Annotated in this window: 16 protein-coding genes, 1 tRNA gene and 1 rRNA gene; 10 read left to right on the plus strand and 8 right to left on the minus strand. The window is 71.0% G+C overall.

Annotated elements, in window-relative coordinates; all coding sequences use genetic code 11:
• The 3 genes from rrf to C5H89_RS06505 all read left to right on the plus strand — a co-directional run.
• Positions 1–77 (plus strand): 5S ribosomal RNA (gene rrf / locus C5H89_RS06495); the annotation flags it as partial.
• A gap of 510 nt (positions 78–587) precedes the next feature.
• Complete coding sequence (locus C5H89_RS19335; protein WP_240181740.1) at positions 588–1,247, plus strand: hypothetical protein; 660 nt, start codon at positions 588–590, stop codon at positions 1,245–1,247.
• A 156-nt stretch (positions 1,248–1,403) separates the two neighbouring features.
• Complete coding sequence (locus tag C5H89_RS06505; RefSeq protein ID WP_101524819.1) at positions 1,404–1,946, plus strand: DUF3145 domain-containing protein; 543 nt, start codon at positions 1,404–1,406, stop codon at positions 1,944–1,946.
• A gap of 127 nt (positions 1,947–2,073) precedes the next feature.
• Here C5H89_RS06505 and C5H89_RS06510 read toward each other — a convergent pair whose 3' ends face one another.
• From C5H89_RS06510 to C5H89_RS06535, 6 genes are all read right to left on the minus strand, one after another.
• Positions 2,074–3,474: a carboxyl transferase domain-containing protein gene (locus C5H89_RS06510; protein ID WP_205304950.1), complete on the minus strand. Its 1,401-nt coding sequence runs from the start codon at positions 3,472–3,474 to the stop codon at positions 2,074–2,076.
• 80 nt (positions 3,475–3,554) lie between these two features.
• On the minus strand, positions 3,555–4,805 hold the full coding sequence (fabF, locus tag C5H89_RS06515) for a beta-ketoacyl-ACP synthase II (RefSeq protein WP_104106247.1): 1,251 nt from the start codon (positions 4,803–4,805) through the stop codon (positions 3,555–3,557).
• A 72-nt stretch (positions 4,806–4,877) separates the two neighbouring features.
• Complete coding sequence (locus C5H89_RS06520; protein ID WP_101524817.1) at positions 4,878–5,123, minus strand: acyl carrier protein; 246 nt, start codon at positions 5,121–5,123, stop codon at positions 4,878–4,880.
• Between the two features lie 84 nt (positions 5,124–5,207).
• A complete protein-coding gene (locus C5H89_RS06525) occupies positions 5,208–6,218 on the minus strand; it encodes a beta-ketoacyl-ACP synthase III (RefSeq protein WP_104106248.1) in 1,011 nt (336 codons plus the stop codon).
• Complete coding sequence (locus tag C5H89_RS06530; RefSeq protein ID WP_104106802.1) at positions 6,218–7,399, minus strand: acyltransferase domain-containing protein; 1,182 nt, start codon at positions 7,397–7,399, stop codon at positions 6,218–6,220. The genes C5H89_RS06525 and C5H89_RS06530 overlap by 1 nt, the downstream gene beginning before the upstream one ends.
• A 95-nt stretch (positions 7,400–7,494) precedes the next feature.
• Entirely contained in the window at positions 7,495–8,691 is a 1,197-nt protein-coding gene (locus C5H89_RS06535) for a helix-turn-helix domain-containing protein (protein WP_240181741.1), read from the minus strand.
• A gap of 124 nt (positions 8,692–8,815) precedes the next feature.
• Here C5H89_RS06535 and C5H89_RS06540 point away from each other — a divergent pair, with 124 nt between their 5' ends.
• Positions 8,816–9,802: an alpha/beta fold hydrolase gene (locus tag C5H89_RS06540; RefSeq protein ID WP_104106249.1), complete on the plus strand. Its 987-nt coding sequence runs from the start codon at positions 8,816–8,818 to the stop codon at positions 9,800–9,802.
• A gap of 5 nt (positions 9,803–9,807) precedes the next feature.
• On the opposite strand, the gene aceE is transcribed toward C5H89_RS06540, so the two are convergent.
• Positions 9,808–12,573 carry a pyruvate dehydrogenase (acetyl-transferring), homodimeric type gene (aceE, locus tag C5H89_RS06545; protein WP_104106250.1) on the minus strand — a complete coding sequence of 922 codons (2,766 nt, stop codon included), beginning with the start codon at positions 12,571–12,573 and terminating at the stop codon, positions 9,808–9,810.
• Positions 12,574–12,710: 137 nt separating this feature from the next.
• Here aceE and C5H89_RS06550 point away from each other — a divergent pair, with 137 nt between their 5' ends.
• From C5H89_RS06550 to C5H89_RS06575, 6 genes are all read left to right on the plus strand, one after another.
• Complete coding sequence (locus C5H89_RS06550; RefSeq protein WP_101524813.1) at positions 12,711–13,148, plus strand: DUF3052 domain-containing protein; 438 nt, start codon at positions 12,711–12,713, stop codon at positions 13,146–13,148.
• 96 nt (positions 13,149–13,244) lie between these two features.
• Positions 13,245–14,774, plus strand: a complete 1,530-nt coding sequence (locus C5H89_RS06555; RefSeq protein ID WP_104106804.1) for an AMP-binding protein — start codon at positions 13,245–13,247, stop codon at positions 14,772–14,774.
• Positions 14,775–14,814: 40 nt separating this feature from the next.
• The gene (locus C5H89_RS06560) at positions 14,815–15,279 is read left to right on the plus strand and encodes a peroxiredoxin (protein WP_104106251.1); all 465 of its coding nucleotides are present in this window, start codon (positions 14,815–14,817) and stop codon (positions 15,277–15,279) included.
• A gap of 228 nt (positions 15,280–15,507) precedes the next feature.
• Positions 15,508–15,579, plus strand: a tRNA-Val gene (locus C5H89_RS06565).
• A gap of 30 nt (positions 15,580–15,609) precedes the next feature.
• A complete protein-coding gene (locus C5H89_RS06570; protein WP_104106252.1) occupies positions 15,610–16,728 on the plus strand; it encodes a Nif3-like dinuclear metal center hexameric protein in 1,119 nt (372 codons plus the stop codon).
• 85 nt (positions 16,729–16,813) lie between these two features.
• Positions 16,814–17,506 (plus strand): C4-type zinc ribbon domain-containing protein, encoded by a 693-nt coding sequence (locus tag C5H89_RS06575; RefSeq protein WP_240181742.1) that lies wholly within the window; start codon positions 16,814–16,816, stop codon positions 17,504–17,506.
• A 3-nt stretch (positions 17,507–17,509) separates the two neighbouring features.
• Here C5H89_RS06575 and yaaA read toward each other — a convergent pair whose 3' ends face one another.
• Complete coding sequence (gene yaaA, locus C5H89_RS06580; protein ID WP_104106806.1) at positions 17,510–18,289, minus strand: peroxide stress protein YaaA; 780 nt, start codon at positions 18,287–18,289, stop codon at positions 17,510–17,512.
• Positions 18,290–18,341 lie beyond the last annotated feature (52 nt).

Raw genomic sequence — 18,341 nt, forward strand, 5'->3', positions numbered from 1 at the left:
CGAACCCGGAAGTTAAGCCTTTCAGCGCCGATGGTACTGCAACCGAGAGGCTGTGGGAGAGTAGGACGCCGCCGGACATACACTCCGCAGAGGCCACCCATTAGGGTGGCCTCTGCGCCATTTGGTCGATGCTCTCTGCATCTGACCTGCGAACGACGAAGAACAAGAAGGTGGATCTCGTGGCCGAGGAACGTCGTAGCCAGCGCCCCGCGCGCGGTTCGAGTACCGGCGGCAAGCCGCCGGCCCGTGGAGGCAAGCCCGCCGGTCGTGGCGGCACTCCCTCATCCGGTGGTAGGTCTGACGAGCGCTCGGGTAGCAAGCCTCCCGCTCGCGGCGGTGCCAGGCCGGACTCCCGTGGCGGCAAGCCCGAGAGTCGCGGTGGCAAGCCCGACTCGCGTGGCGGCAAGCCTGAGAGCCGCAGCTCCAGGCCTGACTCCCGTGGCGGCAAGCCGGACTCCCGCGGAGGCCGCGCGGCGCCGCGTGGTGGTCGGGACGGGCGTGGGTCCGACTCACGCCCGGAGTTTCGACGTGACCGCGAGGAGCGTGCTCCCCGCACCACCGACCAGGCTGAGTACGACGGTCCGCCGTTGCCCGAGGACATCACCGGGGCCGAGCTCGACCGTTCCGTCACCGCCCAGCTCAAGGGTCTGCCGGAGAAGCTCGCAGCCCGGGTGGCCCGGCATCTCGCGGCCGCAGGAGCACTGATCGACGAGGACCCCGAGACCGCCTACCAGCACTGTCTCGCTGCTCGCGCCCGGGCCTCGCGCCTGGCCGTCGTGCGTGAGGCGACGGGGGAGACGGCGTACGCCGCGGGGCACTACGCCGAGGCGCTGGCCGAGCTGCGTGCCGCGAAGCGCATGAACGGTGCCACGGAGTACCTGCCGATCATGGCGGACTGCCACCGTGCCCTGGGTCAGCCCGAGCAGGCACTCAAGCTCGCCAAGTCGCCCTCGGTGGCCAACTTCGCCCCCGAGGCCAAGGCCGAGATGACCCTGGTCGAGTCTGGGGCCCGGCGTGACATGGGTCAGCTCGACGCGGCCCTGCGCACGCTCGAGCTCGCCCCCCTGCTGTCCAAGAGCCGAGCGCACTGGGTGGTGCGGCTGCGCTACGCCTACGCGGACACGCTGGAGTTCGCCGGCCGCGAGAGTGACGCGCTGGCGTGGTTCCACCGGGCGCATGCCATCGACTCCGACGAGATCACCGACGCCGCCGAGCGCGCCGATGCGCTCGAGCGACGCTTGGGCTGAGGCGCAGTCGGTCGTGGCGATCGGCGTGTCGTCACGACCAACGCTGGCAAAGTGACCATTCATCAGTCACAATTGCTTCACAAACCACATACGTGTCACTTGCACCATCGTTCCTATTGTTCGAGACCGCTGGGGAAGGCGTAGCTCGCGCCGGGAATGAAGGAGGTCACGGTGACCACACGCACTGCACCCCGCCCGAACGGACCTGGGACCCGGGGGATTCTGTTCGTGCACTCAACGCCGTCCGCGTTGTGCCCACACATCGAGTGGGCCGTCGGGGGCGTGCTTGGCGTTGTCGTGAACCTGGACTGGATCCCACAGCCCGCTCAGCCCGGCACCTACCGTGCCGAGCTGTCGTGGTCCGGCGCTGCGGGGTCGGCTGCCGCAGTGGCGTCTGCCCTGCGTGGCTGGAACCACCTGCGCTTCGAGATCACCGAGGAGCCGACTGCCTCCACGGAGGGAGCGCGCTACTCGTTCACGCCCGAGCTCGGCGTCTTCCACGCCGTGACCGGTCTGCACGGGGACATCATGATTCCCGAGGACCGGCTCAAGGCTGCCGTCGTCAAGGCCGCTCTGGGTGAGACGACCATGCTGCTGGAGATCGACAAGCTGCTGGGCAAGCCCTGGGACGACGAGCTGGAGTCCTTCCGGCACGCCGGCGACGGCGCCCCGGTCCGCTGGCTGCACCAGGTCGTCTGACCAGGACCACCGCGCAGGGGTAGAGCACCCCGACGTCGAGAGCCCGCCTCCCGAGTCCCGGGAGGCGGGCTTTACGTCGTTCCTGGCCGGGGCCGCCACCGTCGTGCAGCACGGTGACCGCGGGCCGTCAGAGCGGGATGTTGCCGTGGTTCCCGCGACGGACACCGGCCTCTGAGACCTCGCGCTCCAGGGCCGCCGCGATGGCGGTGCGGGTGCGGGACGGCTCGACCACCTCGTCCACCACCCCGATCTCCACGGCCCGCTCCACGCCGCCGGCGATGGTCTCGTGCTCGGCTGCCAGCTCGGCCTCCACGCGCGGTCGGATCTCCACCGACACCTCTGCCAGCTTGCGCCGGTGCAGGACGCGCACCGCGGCCACGGAGCCCATGACAGCCACCTCCGCCCCCGGCCAGGCCAGGACCCGGGTGGCCCCCAGCGAGCGGGCGTTCATGGCGATGTAGGCGCCGCCGTAGCTCTTCCGCGTCACCAGGGTCACCCGTGGGACGACGCACTCCGCGAACGCGTGCAGCAGCTTGGCGCCCCGACGTACCACGCCGTCCCACTCCTGGCCCACGCCCGGCAGGTATCCCGGGACGTCCACCAGCACGATGAGAGGCACACCGAACGCGTCGCACATCCGGACGAACCGCGACGCCTTCTCCGCGGAGAGGGAGTCCAAGCAGCCTCCGAGCCGCAGCGGGTTGTTGGCCACCACGCCCACCGTGCGACCGCCGAAGCGCCCCAGGGTCGTGACGATGTTGGGCGCCCAGCGCGCGTGGAGCTCCTGGGCGGTGCCCTCGTCCAGGACCGCCTCTACCAGGGGGTGAACGTCGTAGGCGCGCTTGCGCGACTCCGGCAGCAGGGCAGCCAGGTCCGTGTCGGACACGGCGTGCTGCTCCAGCATGCCCTGGGTGCCCAGAAGGTGGGTCACGCCCCGAGCGCGGTCCAGGGCCTCGGACTCGGAGTCGGTAAGGATGTGCACGACGCCCGAGCGACGCCCGTGCGGCTCGGGCCCGCCGAGGCGCAGCATGTCGACGTCCTCCCCGGTGACCGAGCGGACCACGTCGGGCCCGGTCACGAAGATCCGTCCCTCGGGTCCGAGGATCACCACGTCGGTCAGCGCGGGTCCGTAGGCCGCGCCCCCGGCGGCCGGGCCCAGCACCACCGAGACCTGTGGGATCTTGCCGGAGGCCTGCGTCATGGCGTGGAAGATGCGCCCGACCGCGTGCAGGGACAGGACGCCTTCGGCCAGTCTCGCCCCGCCCGAGTGCCACAGGCCGATGATCGGTACCCCGTCGGCGAGGGCGCGGTGATAGGCGTCGACGACGACCCGGCACCCGACGTCCCCCATGGCGCCACCCATCACGGTGGCGTCGGAGCAGAACGCCACAGCCGGGGATCCGTGCACCCGACCGACGGCGGCCAGCATGCCGGAGTCGTCGTCGGCACTGATGAACGTGGTGGTGCCCTCGTCGAACAAGGCGGTGAGCCGGTGGCCCGGATGGCGCGGGTCCTGCGCCCGAGGCACCTTGGTGGCGTTCCTGGCCGTCCCCTGCCCAGCCGTCCCGTGCTCCGCAGCGGCCGGGGGTGCCTCTCCGGGCACCGGGGTCACTGGTCGCCTCCAGCGCTGCCGAAGGCCACGGCCACGTTGGCGCCGCCGAAGCCGAAGGAGTTGTTCAGCGCCGCGATCTGGCCGGTCGGCAGCGGTCGAGGGGCGGTGGGGATGTCGAGGTCCACGCGTTCGTCCTTGTCGTCCAGGTTGATCGTCGGGGGGCTCATGCGCTCGTGCAGGGCCAGGACGGTCGCCACCGCCTCCAGGGCTCCAGCGCCGCCGAGCAGGTGGCCGGTCATGGACTTGGTGCTGGTCACGACGCACTCGGTGACCGCCGAGCCCAGCACGGTGTGGAGCATCAGCCCCTCGGCCACGTCGCCGAGCGGGGTGGACGTGGCGTGGGCGTTCACGTGCTTGACGTCGGAGGGGGAGATCTCCGCGGCCTCGATGGCCTGGCGGATGGCTCGAGTGCCGCCCCGCCCCTCCGGGTCGGGCTGTGCGATGTCGTGGGCGTCGTTGCTGATGCCGGCTCCTAAGGCGTAGGCATAGACGCGGGCGCCGCGCGCCCTGGCGTGCTCCTCGGACTCCAGCACCAGTACGCCGGAGCCCTCGCCGAGCACGAAGCCGTCACGGCCGTTGTCCCAGGGACGGGACACCTTCGTGGGATCGGCAGTGCTCTTGGAGAGCGCCATCATGTTGGCGAAGGCCGCCATCGGCAGCGGGTGGATGGCCGCCTCGGTGCCGCCCGCCAGGACCACGTCGGCACGGCCGAGCCGGATCAGGTCGATCGCCATGGAGATCGCCTCGTTGCCCGAGGCGCACGCGGAGGTGGGCGCGTGCACCGCCGCCCGGGCGCCGAACGCCAGGGAGACGTTGGCTGCCGGAGCGTTGGGCATCAGCATCGGGACCGCCAGTGGCGAGACCCGCCGGGGGCCCCGGTCGCGCAGTGCGTCGTAGTTGTCCAGCAGCGTCGTGACGCCGCCGATGCCGGACGCGATGGCGACGCCCAGCCGCTCGGGGTCCGGGGCAGCGGCGTCGAGGCCGGAGTCCGCCCAGGCCTCCCGCGCCGCGATCATCGCGAACTGGCTGGATCGGTCCAGGCGTCGTGCCTTCACCCGTTCCAGCACCTCGGAGGGCTCGACGGCTACCCGACCGGCGATCTTGACCGGCATCTCCTGGGCCCACTCGTCCTCGAGCGGGCGGATGCCGGACTGACCGGCCAGCATGGCCTGCCAGGTGGTGGGCACGTCACCGCCCAGGGGGCTGGTGGTGCCCAGGCCGGTGACGACGACGCGACGCAAGGTCATGGTTCAGCGTTCCGTTCGGTAGAGGGGAGGTGGTCTGGGCCGGTGGTGTGGTGCACCACCGGCCCAGGTGGGTCAGACCAGCGCGCGCTCGATGAACGCGACGGCGTCGCCGACCGTCTTGAGGTTCTTGACCTCGTCGTCGGGGATCGAGACCCCGAACTTCTCCTCGGCGGCGACGACCACCTCCACCATGGAAAGTGAGTCGACGTCGAGGTCGTCGACGAACGACTTGTCGAGCTGGACGTCGTCGTTCTCGATGCCTGCGACCTCGTTGACGATCTCGGCGAGGTCGGAGCGGATCTCTTCGGTGGTGGCCATGTGCTTCCTTCTCTTGGTGGGTTTGCTGGGTCGAACTGTGGGTGGGCCTGGGTGAGCGCTCGTGGGCTTGGTGCCGACGCGAGGTCAGGGCACGACGACGACCTGACCGGCGTAGGCGAGACCGGCGCCGAAGGCGATGAGCAGGGCCAGGTCGCCGGAGCGAGCCTCCCCCTCCTCGATCATCCGGGCCAGGGCCATCGGGACCGAGGCGGCCGAGGTGTTGCCCTGCTCGGCGACGTCCCGGGCGATCCGGACCCGTTCGGGGAGCTTCATCGCGCGCGCCATGGCGTCGATGATGCGCATGTTGGCCTGGTGAGGCACGAAGACGTCCAGGTCGTCGATGCTGATCCCCGCGCGGTCGATGGCCTGCTGCGCCATCTTGGCCATCGTGAAGGAGGCCCACCGGAACACGGCGCTGCCCTGCATCGTCAGGTGCGGCATGACGCCACTGCCCGGGGTGAGCGCGGTGCCGACGACCTCGCGCCAGTCCTCACGCTGGCGGATCAGGTCGAACTGCTCGCCGTCCGAGCCCCAGACCACGGGCCCGATGCCGGGGGTGTTGCTGGGTCCGACCACGGCCGCACCCGCGCCGTCGGCGAAGATGAAGGCGGTTCCGCGGTCCTCCAGGTCGGTGAGGTCGCTGAGTCGTTCCACGCCGACCACCAGCACGTGGGAGGCGGTCCCTGCGCGGACCAGGTCGGAGGCGAGGGCGATGCCGTGGCAGAAGCCGGCGCACGCGGCGGAGATGTCGAAGGCCGCGGCCTGCTGGGTGCCGATCTCGTGCGCGATGGCGGTGGCCACGGCCGGGGTCTGCAGCAGGTGGCTGATGGTCGCGACGACGACGCAGTCGATCTGCTCCGGCGCGATCCCAGCCCTCTCCAGTGCCTGTCGCGAGGCCGCCACCCCCATCGCCTGGACCGTCTCCTCGGGCGAGGCGAACCGGCGCTGCCGGATGCCGGAGCGCTGCTGGATCCACTCGTCGCTGGAGTCGATGGCCGCCACCAGCTCGGAGTTCGACACCACCCGAGCCGGACGGTAGGCACCCAGACCGAGGATCCGGGCGTGCGGTGCGCCGGTGAGCGCTGCCAGGGGCATCAGGGGGACTCCGGGTGCAGGCGCAGCAGCGGCTGGCCCGGCGACACCAGGTCGCCGTCCTCCACGAGCCACTCGACGACCTGACCGCCGTGCGCCGCCGCCACGGGCAGCCGGTCCCGCAGGCTGGCCACGTCACCGATGATGCTGCCCGCGGCCAGGGCGACCGCGCCGGCGGCCTCCCGGGACCGGTGGAAGGTGCCCTTGACGGGGGCCACCACCATCCGCCACGTGGGGGAGAGGTCGATCGGGGAAGGCTCCCCGTGCCGCTCCACGAAGGCCCGGGCCTCGTCCAGCTGCTCCGGGGTCTTGAGGGCGAAGGTCTCGACGCCCTTCAGGGCTCGCTTGGCGATGCCGGTCAGGGTGCCCGCGGGAGGCATCTCCAAGATGCCGGTGACACCCAGGTCGGTCATGGTGTCCAGGCACAGGTCCCACCGGACGGGGTGGGCGATCTGGCCCACGATGCGGGCCAGCACCTCGCGGCCGTCGTGGACCACGTTGCCGTCCCGGTTGGAGATCACCCGGGTGCGCGGGTCGTGGGTGGACACCGAACGGGCCAGTCCTGCGAGGTGGCTCACCGCGGGCGCCATGTGCGAGGTGTGGAAGGCGCCCGCGACGCTGAGCGGCATCAGCCGTGCCTTCGCCGGCGGTGCCTGCGCCAGCGCGGCGAGCTGCTCCGTGGTGCCCGCGGCCACGATCTGGCCCGGACCGTTGTCGTTGGCGGCGGTCAGGCCGAGGGACTGCAGCGTCGCCAGCACCTCCTCGCGGTCGCCACCGAGGACTGCGGTCATCCCGGTCGGGCGCACCGCGGCCGCGTCCGCCATCGCCCGGCCCCGCTCCCGCACCAGCACCATGGCCTGCTCAGCGGTCATGACGCGTGCGCCCGCCGCCGCGGTCAGCTCCCCGACGCTGTGGCCCGCGACCGCGCCGATGCGCCGGAACGCGTCGGACGGGTGGGGGAAGAGCTCCAGGGCGGCGACCAGGCCGGTGGCCACGAGCAACGGCTGGGCGATCTGGGTGTCCCGGATCGTCTCGGCGTCCGAGAGCGTCCCGTGCCGCACGAGGTCTAGTCCCGCCACGGTGGAGAGCCACTCGAAGCGGGCGCGGAAGACCGGGTCCTCGATCCAGGGAGCGAGGAATCCGGGGGACTGGGCCCCTTGGCCGGGGGCGACGATGACGAGCACGCCACCACTGTGCCCGTTCGTGGCGAGCTTCTCTGCTCGGGCCAGCACGAAAGATCAACCGACAATTTTGTGGGGTTCCCACAAAGTCGCGCCCCTCAACGACCTGACTGGCGTCCTAGCACGAGGGCGATCTGCAGGGTGAACGCCTCTCGCGGCGCCGTGGGACTCAGCCCGGTGAGGTCGGCGATCTGGCGCAGGCGGTACCGCACGGTGTTGGGGTGCACGAACAGCACCCGCGCGGCGCCCTCGGTCGAGGAGCCCTGGTCCAGGTAGACCGCCAGCGTCTCGGCCAGGCCCTTGGCGGCGCACAGCGGGAGATAGACCTCCTCCACCAGGTGTCGGCGGGCATGGCCGTCCCCGGCCAGCGCCCGTTCGGGCAACAGCTCCTCGCTCGTCACCGGACGGGGGGCGCTCGGCCACCCCGAGGCGGCGCGCTGGGCCGAGAGGGCGGCACGTGCGGAGACGTGGGCGAACTCCAGCCCCGCGGTCACCGGGCCCACGACGACGGGTCCGGCACCGAACATGGAGACGATGCGGGTCGCCGCGGCACGCGCGTCCCGGACACCGCCCAGCACGACCACCAGGCGGTCGCCCTGGGTGGCGCACAGCGCGTCCATGCCGGCGGCCCGGGCCAGCCGGCGTACCTCCTCGAAAGCGTCGTTGTCGGTCCGCGCGAGCGGGACGGGACCCAGCACCACCGCGACGTCGCCGTGGATCCCCCAGCCCAGGGCACTGGCCCGCGAGAGCAGCGCCTCGTCGGGCTCGGCGCGGATCACCGCGTCCACCACCAGGGCCTCCAGGCGAGCGTCCCAGGCTCCGCGCGACTCGGCCGCCCGCGCGTAGACCTCGGCGGTCGCGAACGCGACCTCGCGGGCGTAGCGCATGACGGCCTCGTGGACGGCGGGGGAGTCGGCGGGGGATAGCAGCGCGTCGATGTTCGACTCCACGACGTCGATGCTGAGTCGGATCAGCTCGACCGTCTGCTGCAGGTTGATGACACCGGCCAGCTCCCGAGGCGCGGCCCCGAAGACGATCGTGGCCAGCGCGTGCCCAGCCGGGCCCTGCTCGTGCGGGGCGGGAGCGGCACCCAGCCAGTCGACGAAGCCCTTGATGCCGGCCTGGACGATCAGGCCCACCCACGACCGGTCAGCCGCGCTGAGCTCGCGGAACCACGGCATCTCCGACTCCATGCGCGCCATGGCACCGGTGCTCAGTGCTCCGGAGGCGCGGGACAGCGAGGTCACCACGCGATCGCGGTCCGCGAGAGGGTCCGAGCCTGCGCCGTGGGTCACACGTGGAGGCTAGTCGACGCTCGGTCCAGGTTTCGATCGGGTTACGAGGCCTGGTGAGCCTACGAGGGCGGTGTCGTTGCCTGGTTGAATCCGATCACAAGTCGCCATCGGAAGGTGCCGCACCATGACCAGCGCGTACGAAGTCTCCTACGTCGAGCTCCACGGGCACCGGCGTGCCTACGTGATGATGGGCTCCGGTCCCGCGCTCCTGCTGCTGCACGGACTGGGCTGCGACCACCGGACGTGGCTGCCTGTCCTGGAGTCCCTCGCCACGTCGTACACGGTGATAGCACCCGACCTGCTGGGACACGGGGCCTCGGACAAGCCGCGCGCGGACTACAGCCTGGGCGGCTACGCCAACGGGATGCGGGACCTGCTCACTGTGCTGGGGGTGGAGAAGGTGACCGTCGTCGGGCACAGCTTCGGCGGCGGCGTCGCGATGCAGTTCGCCTACCAGTACCCCGAGCGGACCGAGCGGATCGTGCTGGTCGCCTCGGGCGGTCTTGGCCCGGAGGTCACGCCGGTGATCCGGGCGATCACTCTCCCGGGGTTCCACCAGGTGATGGGGGTGCTCACCCTGCCCGGGGTCCGACACGCCTCAGGGACCTTCCTGCGGCTGCTGTCGAGCACGGGGCTGCCGCGGACCCGGGACCTCGACGAGGTGGCCGCGGTCTACGAGTCCTTCGCCGACCGCCGGGCGCGCACGGCCACCCGGCACGTGGTGCGGGCGGTCGTGGACCTGAAGGGGCAGGTGGTGACCATGGCGGACCGGGCCTACCTGACCAGCCAGGTGCCGATGTGCGTGGTCTGGGGACGGGACGACCACGTGATCCCGGTGAGGCACGCGGCCAACGCCGGTGTCCTGGCGCCCAGCGCCCGGGTCGAGGTGCTGGACGACTGCGGGCACTTCCCGCACAAGGACCACCCCGAGCGGTTCGTGCAGATCGTGGACGACTTCATCCGTACCACCCCCGTGCGCCCGCACTCCCGCAGTCAGTGGCGCCGGGTGCTGAAGGCAGGCGCCGCCCGCCCGCCTCTGCAGGCGGAGGCGGGCCGGTCCCCGATCAACCCGGTCGCCCCGGTGCCCCACGTGCGGGACACCGGAGCCTGAGCGGTTCAGGCGTCCCCGCCCTCCTGGGGTACGTCGGCGACAGCCGTCGGGTCGTCGATCCGGTACCGCCGGGCCGCCTCGACCACCTTGTCCACACTGATCTCGCCGGCGTCGGCCAGGGCCTGCAGGGCCTGGACCACCACGGACTCCGCGTCGACCTGGAAGAACCGTCGGGCCGCCGGACGGGTGTCGGCGAAGCCGAAGCCGTCGGTCCCCAGCACCCGGTAGTCGGCAGGCACCCAGCGGGCGATCTGCAGCGGGACCGCGCTCATGTAGTCCGACACCGCGACCACCGGGCCGGGGGCGCCCTGCAGCTTGTCGGTGACGTACGCCGTACGGCGCGGCTCGCCGGGGTTCAACAGGTTCCACTGCTCGGCCGAGACGCCGTCGCGGGCCAACTCGTTCCACGAGGTGACCGACCAGGTGTCCGCGGCGACGCCCCAGTCCTCGCGCAGCAGCGCAGCAGCCTTGTCGATCCAGGGCCAGCCGACGCCGGAGGCCAGCAGCTGGACCCGCGGGCCGTCGCCCTCGGCGACCCCGACCCGGTGGATGCCGCGCAGGATCCCTTCGGTGTCGACGTCCTCGGGCTCCGCGGGCTGGGAGATCGGCTCGTTGTAGACGGTCAGGTAGAAGATCACGTTCTCGGCGTCGGGGCCGTACATCCGGTTCAGCCCCGACTCCATGATGTGGGCGACCTCGTAGGCCAGCGCCGGGTCGTAGTGCACGACCGCCGGGTTGCTCGCGGCCAGCAGCGGCGAGTGCCCGTCGGCGTGCTGCAGGCCCTCGCCCGTCAGCGTCGTACGACCCGCCGTGGCGCCGATCAGGAAGCCGCGGGCCAGCTGGTCGGCCATCGCCCAGATCGAGTCGCCGGTGCGCTGGAAGCCGAACATCGAGTAGAAGATGTAGAACGGGATCATGTGCTCGCCGTGCGTGGAGTACGCAGAGCCGGCCGCCGTGGCCGACGCCATGGCACCCGCCTCGGAGATGCCCTCGTGCAGCATCTGACCGGACTGGGACTCCTTGTAGGCCAGCAGCAGCTTGCGGTCCACGGAGTCGTACTGCTGGCCGCCGGGGTTGTAGACCTTGGCACTCGGGAACATCGAGTCCATCCCGAAGGTCCGGTACTCGTCGGGGGCGATGGGGACGATCCGGTTGCCGATGTCGGGGTGCTTCATCCAGTCGCGCAGCTGGCGGACCACGGCCATCGTGGTGGCGACCTGGTTCTTCCCCGAGCCCTGCTTCAGGTCGGCGTAGGCCTCCTTGCCGGGCAGGGTGAGCGGCTTGGCCCGGTCCACCCGGCGGGGGATGGCCCCACCGAGGGCCTTGCGGCGCTCGAGCATGTACTCGATCTCCGGCGCGTCCTTGCCGGGGTGGAAGAACGGTGCGCCCCCCGTGCGGTCGTAGGACTCCTCGAGGTCGCGGTCGCTGATCGGCAGGTAGAGCCGGTCGCGGTACTTCTTCAGGTCCGCGGGGGTGAGCTTCTTCATCTGGTGCGTGGCGTTCTTGCCCTCCAGCGCGTCGATCGTCCAGCCCTTGATGGTGTGGGCCAGGATCACGGTGGGCTGCCCGACGTGCTTGCTGGCCGCGTCGAAGGCGGCGTACACCTTGCGGTAGTCGTGACCGCCGCGGGACAGCTTCTCGATCTGCTGGTCGCTCATGTGCTCCACCAGCTTGCGCAGCCTGGGATCCACTCCGAAGAAGTGGTCGCGGACGTAGGCGCCGCCCTCGGAGTGGTAGGTCTGGAACTGGCCGTCCGGGATGGTGTTCATCCGGTTGACCAGCACGCCGTCGACGTCGCGGGCCAGCAGCGGGTCCCAGTCCCGACCCCAGATGACCTTGATGACGTTCCATCCGGCGCCGCGGAAGTTGGCCTCCAGCTCCTGGATGATCTTGCCGTTGCCGGTGACGGGTCCGTCGAGCTGCTGGAGGTTGCAGTTGATGACCCAGGTGAGGTTGTCGAGCTCCTCGCGGGCCGCTACCCGGATGGCGCCCAGCGACTCCGGCTCGGCCATCTCGCCGTCGCCCAGGAAGGCCCAGACGTGCTGCTGCTCGGTGTCCTTGATGCCTCGGTTCTGCAGGTAGCGGTTGAAGCGGGCCTGGTAGATCGAGTTGATGCCCGTGAGCCCCATGGACACCGTCGGGAACTCCCAGAAGTCCGACATCAGCCGCGGGTGCGGGTACGACGGCAAGCCGGCGCCGGGGCCGTGCTGGACCTCCTGGCGGAAGCGGTAGAGCTGCTCCTGGGTCAACCGGCCCTCGAGGAAGGCGCGCGCGTAGATGCCGGGGGAGGCGTGACCCTGGATGTACACCTGGTCGCCGCCACCGGGGTGGTCCTTGCCGCGGAAGAAGTGGTTGAAGCCGACCTCATAGAGGCTGGCCGCGGACTGGTAGGTGGCGATGTGGCCACCGACCTCGAGCCCCTTGCGGTTGGCGCTGGAGACCATGACCGCGGCGTTCCAGCGGATGAACGCCCGGATCCGGCGCTCGGTCTCCTCGTCACCGGGGAACCAGGGCTCGCGCTCGGGCGGGATCGTGTTGATGTAGTCGGTCGAGCGCAGGGCCGGGACCCCCACCTGCTTCTCCCGGGACCGCTCCAGCAGCCGCAGCATCAGGTAGCGGGCGCGCTCTCGCCCCTTCTCGTCCAGCATGGCGTCGAAGCTGGCCAACCACTCGGCCGTCTCGTCGGGATCGATGTCCGGCAACTGGGTGGGAAGCCCCTCGTGGATCACGGACGGCAGGTGCTGACGCTCGGTGCTCTTCTGGTCGCTCACCCCAGCATCGTTGCACGCATGAAGGCGCCGGAAAATCTACCCACCGGTATGTGGGGTTGCGCTCGAGCCCATACTCCGCTGGACTACTCCCCACTCCGCACACTGGCGGAGTGAACCGGGTGACGAAGGAGAGTTCGTTGAGTGCGAGCGTGGGCGGACAGTCCACCCAAGGAACGGGCGGCAGCCCTGCAACACGGCTGGGACTCACGTCCGGCCTGGTGGTGCAGGAGCTCGGCTGGGACAACGACACCGACGACGACCTGCGGATCGCCATCGAGGACTGCATCGATGCCGACATGGTCGACGGTGACTACGGCAACGTCGTGGACGCCGTTCTGCTGTGGTGGCGCTCGGAGGACGGAGACCTCGTCGACGGCCTCGTGGACGCCAAGACCGACCTCGTCGGCGGTGGCGCGATCTGGCTCCTGACCCCCAAGGTGGGACGACCCAACAGTGTCGCCGCCACCGACATCGCCGAGGCCGCGCCGATCGCGGGCCTGGCCCAGACCACGACGGCCGCAGTCAGCAAGGACTGGCAAGCCACTCGACTGGTCACGCCCAAGACGCCCGCCTGACGCCGGCCTCCGAGTGGGGTCGGCCGAGCCCCGAGGACCCCATTGAGCATCGCCAAGACCCTGTCCGTACTCACGCGCGCCGGTGTCGTGCGACCCATGTCGCCCATCGTGCTGTCCAAGATCGTCAAGACGGTCACGGCCTGGGGGACCGGCCCGGCCGGCGGCTTCGCCCAGCTCGCCGTCACCAGCCCCGACCAGGTCGGGCTGATCGACGAGCTCGGATCGCTGACCTTCGCCCAGATCCACACCCGTTCCAACGCCCTGGCGCATGCCCTGGCCGAGCGCGGAGTGGGCGAGGGTGACCAGGTCGCGATCATGTGCCGCAACCACCGTGGCTTCGTCGACGCCACGATCGGGGCGGCCAAGCTCGGTGCCGACCTGCTCTACCTCAACACCGCCTTCGCAGCACCGCAGCTCGTCGACGTCATCGCCCGCGAGAAGCCGGTGCTGGTGATCCATGACGAGGAGTTCACCGACCTGCTCTCAGCCGCCGAGGTCCAGCAACGGCTGCTGGCCTGGACCGACACCGAGGGCCACCCCGACTCGATGGAGTCGCTGATCGCGAAGTACCCCACCAACGACCTGACCCCGCCGGAGCACCACGCGCGGCTGGTGATCCTGACGTCCGGGACGACCGGCACCCCGAAGGGGGCGCCCCGCAAGGAGGCCGGGATCAGCAATGCCGTGGCGCTCATGTCGCGGCTCCCGCTCAAGGCGCGGTGGCGCACGCACATCGCTGCTCCGCTGTTCCACACCTGGGGATTCGCCCACCTGTTCCTCGGCATGCTGCTCGGCTCGACGGTGGTGCTGCGGCGCAAGTTCGACCCCGAGGACGCGCTGAAGACCATCCGCGAGCAGGAGTGCGACTCCTTCATCGTGATCCCGGTGATGCTCCAGCGCATCCTGCAGCTGCCGCCCGAGGTGCTCGACAGTGTCGAGCTGCCGTCGCTGAAGATGGTGGCGTCGTCCGGGTCGGCGCTGCCCGGTGACTTCGCCCTGGCCTGGATGGACCGGTTCGGCGACAACCTCTACAACATCTACGGGTCCACCGAGGTCGCCTACGCCTCCATCGCGACACCCGAGGACCTGCGGCAGGCGCCGACGTCGGCGGGCAAGCCGCCGTACGCCACGGTGGTCAAGGTGCTGGACCCGTGCGGGCAGCCCGTACCGGACGGAGAGTCGGGTCGCATCTTCGTGAGCAACTCGATGCTGTTCGAGGGCTACACCGGAGGCGGTGGCAAGGAGATGGTCGGGGACCTGATGTCGACCGGGGACGTGGGGCGGTTCGGACCGGACGGTCGCCTCTACGTCGAGGGCCGCGACGACGAGATGATCGTCAGCGGCGGGGAGAACGTCTTTCCCAAGGAGGTCGAGGACTGCCTGTGTCGTCATGACGCCGTCGTCGAGGCCGCCGCGGTCGGGGTCGAGGACGACGAGTTCGGCAAGCGGCTGCGGGCCTTCGTGGTGGTCTCCGACCCTGCCGCTGCGGACGAGACGATCCTCAAGGACTGGGTCCGGGGCAACCTGGCGCGCTACAAGGTGCCGCGGGAGATCGTCTTCCTCAACGAGCTGCCGAGGAACGCCACCGGCAAGATCCTCAAGCGGGAGCTGGCCCACCGCCCCTGAGTGCGCCGAGGGCGGGGGCCGGTGCGAGGATGACGCCATCATGAGTGGACTCACCCTGGGCGGACCGGCCCCCGACTTCACCCTGCGCGACCAGTTCGGACAGGACGTCTCGCTGTCCGGCTTCCGCGGTTCCAAGGCCGTGGTCATCCTGTTCTACCCCTTCGCCTTCTCCGGGGTGTGCACCGGCGAGATGGCCGGGATCCGCGACCGGCTGGCGGAGTTCATGACCTTCGACACCGAGGTGCTCGCCATCTCGTGCGACCCGACCTACGCGCTGCGGGCCTTCGCCGACTCGGACGGCCTCAACTTCCCCCTGCTCTCGGACTTCTGGCCGCACGGCCGGGTCTCGCGGGAGTATGAGGTCTTCGACGAGGTGAAAGGGGCGCCGCACCGGTCGTCGTACGTGATCGACCGGGACGGGCTGCTCCGCTGGTCGGTGCACAACGCGGCCGCCAAGGGACGCGACCTGGACCAGCACCTGGAGCAGCTGCGCGCCGCAGTCTGACTCGACCTCGCAGTGACCCGGCGCGCTCGTGTTCCGGCACGTCCGGGAAGCGGGGGGAGGTTTGTCCCGAAGTTTTACCCGAAACCCGGGACAGCGGTTCTCGAGCCGACCTAGACTCTGTCGTGTTGAGCCGCTGGTGACCCGAGACGCCGGCGGCTCGACGCATTTCAGGGCCCGGCCGGGCTGCGACCTCCGCGCTGCTCGTCGCGTAGTCTGTGCCCGCCCCCTGCGTCGGTAGCTCAGCGGTAGAGCACTCGGTTTACACCCGAGCGGTCGGCGGTTCGAAACCGTCCCGACGCACCTCGTTCCTCGCCTCGATATCCTCGGCGCATGCCCCTGCTCCGTGAGGTCGTCAGCCAGGTCCACGCGTGGTACCCACCCGCCACCGCAGAGTCCTGGGACGCCGTCGGCCTGGTGCTGGGGGACCCCGAGTCGAGGGTGGGCAAGGTGCTGTTCGCGGTCGACCCCACCCTCGAGGTGGCGCGCGAGGCCGCGGAGTGGGGTGCCGACCTCCTGGTGGTGCACCACCCGCTCTTCCTCAAGCCCGTGCACGGGTTCTCCGCGACCACGACGAAGGGGCGCACCGCGCACGTCCTCACGACGGCCGGCTGCGCCCTGCTGACGGCGCACACCAACGCCGACCAGGCGGTGGGCGGTGTCTCGGAGTCGCTGGCCACGGCGCTGGGGCTGCACGACCTGTCCCCGCTGGTCCCCGGTGCCGGGATGGAGCTCGACGTGCTGGCGGTGCACGTGCCCACCAGGGATGCCGAGGCCGTGCGAGAGGTCCTCGCCGCGGCGGGTGCGGGGGCACTGGGGGACTACGACCGGTGCAGCTTCTCCGTGCCGGGACGGGGCCGGTTCCGGCCCCTGGAGGGGGCTCGACCGGCGGTCGGGAGCCCAGGCAGGCTGGAGGAGGTGGTGGAGGAGCGCATCGAGGTGGTGGTCCCGCGGGAGCGCCGGGCGCAGGTGCTCCGCGCCCTGCTGGCGGCCCACCCCTACGAGGAGCCGTCGTACCACGTCACCGAGATGGCCGACCCGGGCTCGCGGACCACCGGCACCGGTCGGGTGGGCGAGGTGGCACCGACCACCCTGGAGGAGTTCGCCCGGGCCGTCGCGGACGCCCTCCCGGCGACCGCCCACGGGGTGCGCGTCGCGGGCGACCCGCGACGTCCGGTACGCCGGGTGGCCGTGGTCGGGGGAGCCGGCGACTTCCTGCTCGACCGGGTGGCCGGCGAAGAGGTCGACGTCTACGTCACCAGCGACCTCAGGCACCACCCGGCCTCGGAGTTCGCCGAGAAGAACGGCCCGGCGCTCCTCGACATCGCTCACTGGGCGGCGGAGTGGACCTGGCTCCCGGTGGTGGAGGCGATGGTCGCGCGGCAGTGGAGCGATACGGTGGAGACCCGTGTCAGCACCATCTGCACGGACCCCTGGACATTCCGGGTCTGACGACCCACCTCTGAAGGAGCACCCGCTGAAAGCCGACCCCGCCACCCAAAGCCGACTTCTGGACCTCCAGGAGATCGACGCACGAGTGGACCAGCTCCGTCACCGGCGCGCCCACCTGCCCGAGACCGCTGAGATCGACGCCCTCCGCGTCAGCCGCGACGCCATCCTGGACAAGGTCCGCGACGCACAGATCGTGGTCGACGACCTCAGCGTCGAGCAGGCCAAGGCCGAGGCGGACGTGGAGCAGGCGCGGGCGCGGCGTGCCCGCGACCGGGACCGCATGGACCGTGGGCTGATCACCAACCCCAAGGACCTGCAGCGGATGACCTACGAGCTGGAGTCGCTCGAGCGCCGGGTGAGCAGCCTGGAGGACTCCGAGCTCGACATCATGGAGCAGGCCGAGCGGGCCGAGGCGAGCCTGGGGAGGCTGCGCGAGGAGCTCGCGGGACACGAGGAGCGTCTCGCCGAGCTGGAGGCCAGCCGCGAGCGCAAGTCAGCTGAGATCGACGCCGAGCTGCACGCGGCCATCGGGCAGCGGGCGCCGGTCGCGGCCGACATCCCCGAGGACCTGCTCTCCCTCTACGACAAGCTGCGCCAGACCAAGGACGGCGTCGGCGCCGCACTGCTGCGCGCCCGCCAGTGCAGCGGCTGCCGTCTCACCCTCGACCACGCCGAGCTCGCGGTCATCAACAACACCCCGACCGACCAGGTGGTCCGGTGCGAGGAGTGCAACCGGATCCTGGTGCGGACCGCCGAGTCGGGGCTGCCCTCCAGCTGAGGCTCAGAGCTCGCTGACCACGACGTCGAGCTGGGTCCCTCGCGGGCCGGGGGAGCCCTGCTCGACGTCCCAGCCCAGCCTGCACAGGGCCTCGGCCAGCTGGGTAGGGGTCCGGGGCTTGGCCCCGTCCTCCAGCAGGGCCCGCACGATGCGGCCCTTGGTCGCCTTGTTGAAGTGGCTCACGACCTTGCGTCGGCCCTGGTGCTCGTGCAGCACTCGGACCCCCACGACGCGGGGGGCCAGGTCGGGCGTCGGACGCCAGAAGGCGGCGTAGGTCCCGGAGCGCAGGTCCACGAGCAGGCCACCACCGAGCGTCTCCTCCACCGCAGGGCCCAGGGCGTCGCGCCATACCCCTGCCACCGACCCGAGGCCGGGCAGCGTGGCGTCGCCGGAGAGCCGGTAGGCGGGGATGCGGTCACCCGGGGCGACCAGGCCGAAGAGCGCCGAGGTGGTTCGCACCCCGGCGGTGGCGCGACGCTTGGCCGCGGGTGAGAGGGCGGCGAAGTCCAGCGCCTCGTACAGCACGCCGGTGTAGAGCGCGTCGGCTCGGGCGGTGGGGAGCGATGCGAGTGCGGCGTTGCTCGCGACCAGGCCGGCCTGGGTGGGACCCAGGCCCAGGACCTCCATGGCCTTCACGGGGTTGTCCGAGCACAGCTCGACCAGGGCGTCGAGCACGCTGCGGCGCGCGGTCCCGAGACCGGGGGAGGACAGGGCGTCGAGGTCGAGGGGGCGGCCGCGACGGGGCGCGGCCTTCCCCTCGCTGGGCGGGAGCAGGATGAGCACCTGCAAACCCTAGGACGCGTGCTGTCCCGGCCTGCCTGTGGCTAGGGTGCTG

Origin of the sequence: Nocardioides sp. 616, assembly GCF_002930065.1 — a bacterium.
GTDB lineage: Bacteria > Actinomycetota > Actinomycetes > Propionibacteriales > Nocardioidaceae > Nocardioides > Nocardioides houyundeii.

Bases quoted from the DNA above. Each gene is read 5' to 3' on its own strand.
- C5H89_RS06505 (WP_101524819.1), top strand. From the start codon at position 1,404: ATGAAGGAGGTCACGGTGACCACACGCACTGCACCCCGCCCGAACGGA.
- fabF (WP_104106247.1), bottom strand. From the start codon at position 4,805: ATGACCTTGCGTCGCGTCGTCGTCACCGGCCTGGGCACCACCAGCCCC.
- C5H89_RS06520 (WP_101524817.1), bottom strand. From the start codon at position 5,123: ATGGCCACCACCGAAGAGATCCGCTCCGACCTCGCCGAGATCGTCAAC.
- C5H89_RS06525 (WP_104106248.1), bottom strand. From the start codon at position 6,218: ATGCCCCTGGCAGCGCTCACCGGCGCACCGCACGCCCGGATCCTCGGT.
- C5H89_RS06540 (WP_104106249.1), top strand. From the start codon at position 8,816: ATGACCAGCGCGTACGAAGTCTCCTACGTCGAGCTCCACGGGCACCGG.
- C5H89_RS06555 (WP_104106804.1), top strand. From the start codon at position 13,245: ATGTCGCCCATCGTGCTGTCCAAGATCGTCAAGACGGTCACGGCCTGG.
- C5H89_RS06560 (WP_104106251.1), top strand. From the start codon at position 14,815: ATGAGTGGACTCACCCTGGGCGGACCGGCCCCCGACTTCACCCTGCGC.
- C5H89_RS06570 (WP_104106252.1), top strand. From the start codon at position 15,610: ATGCCCCTGCTCCGTGAGGTCGTCAGCCAGGTCCACGCGTGGTACCCA.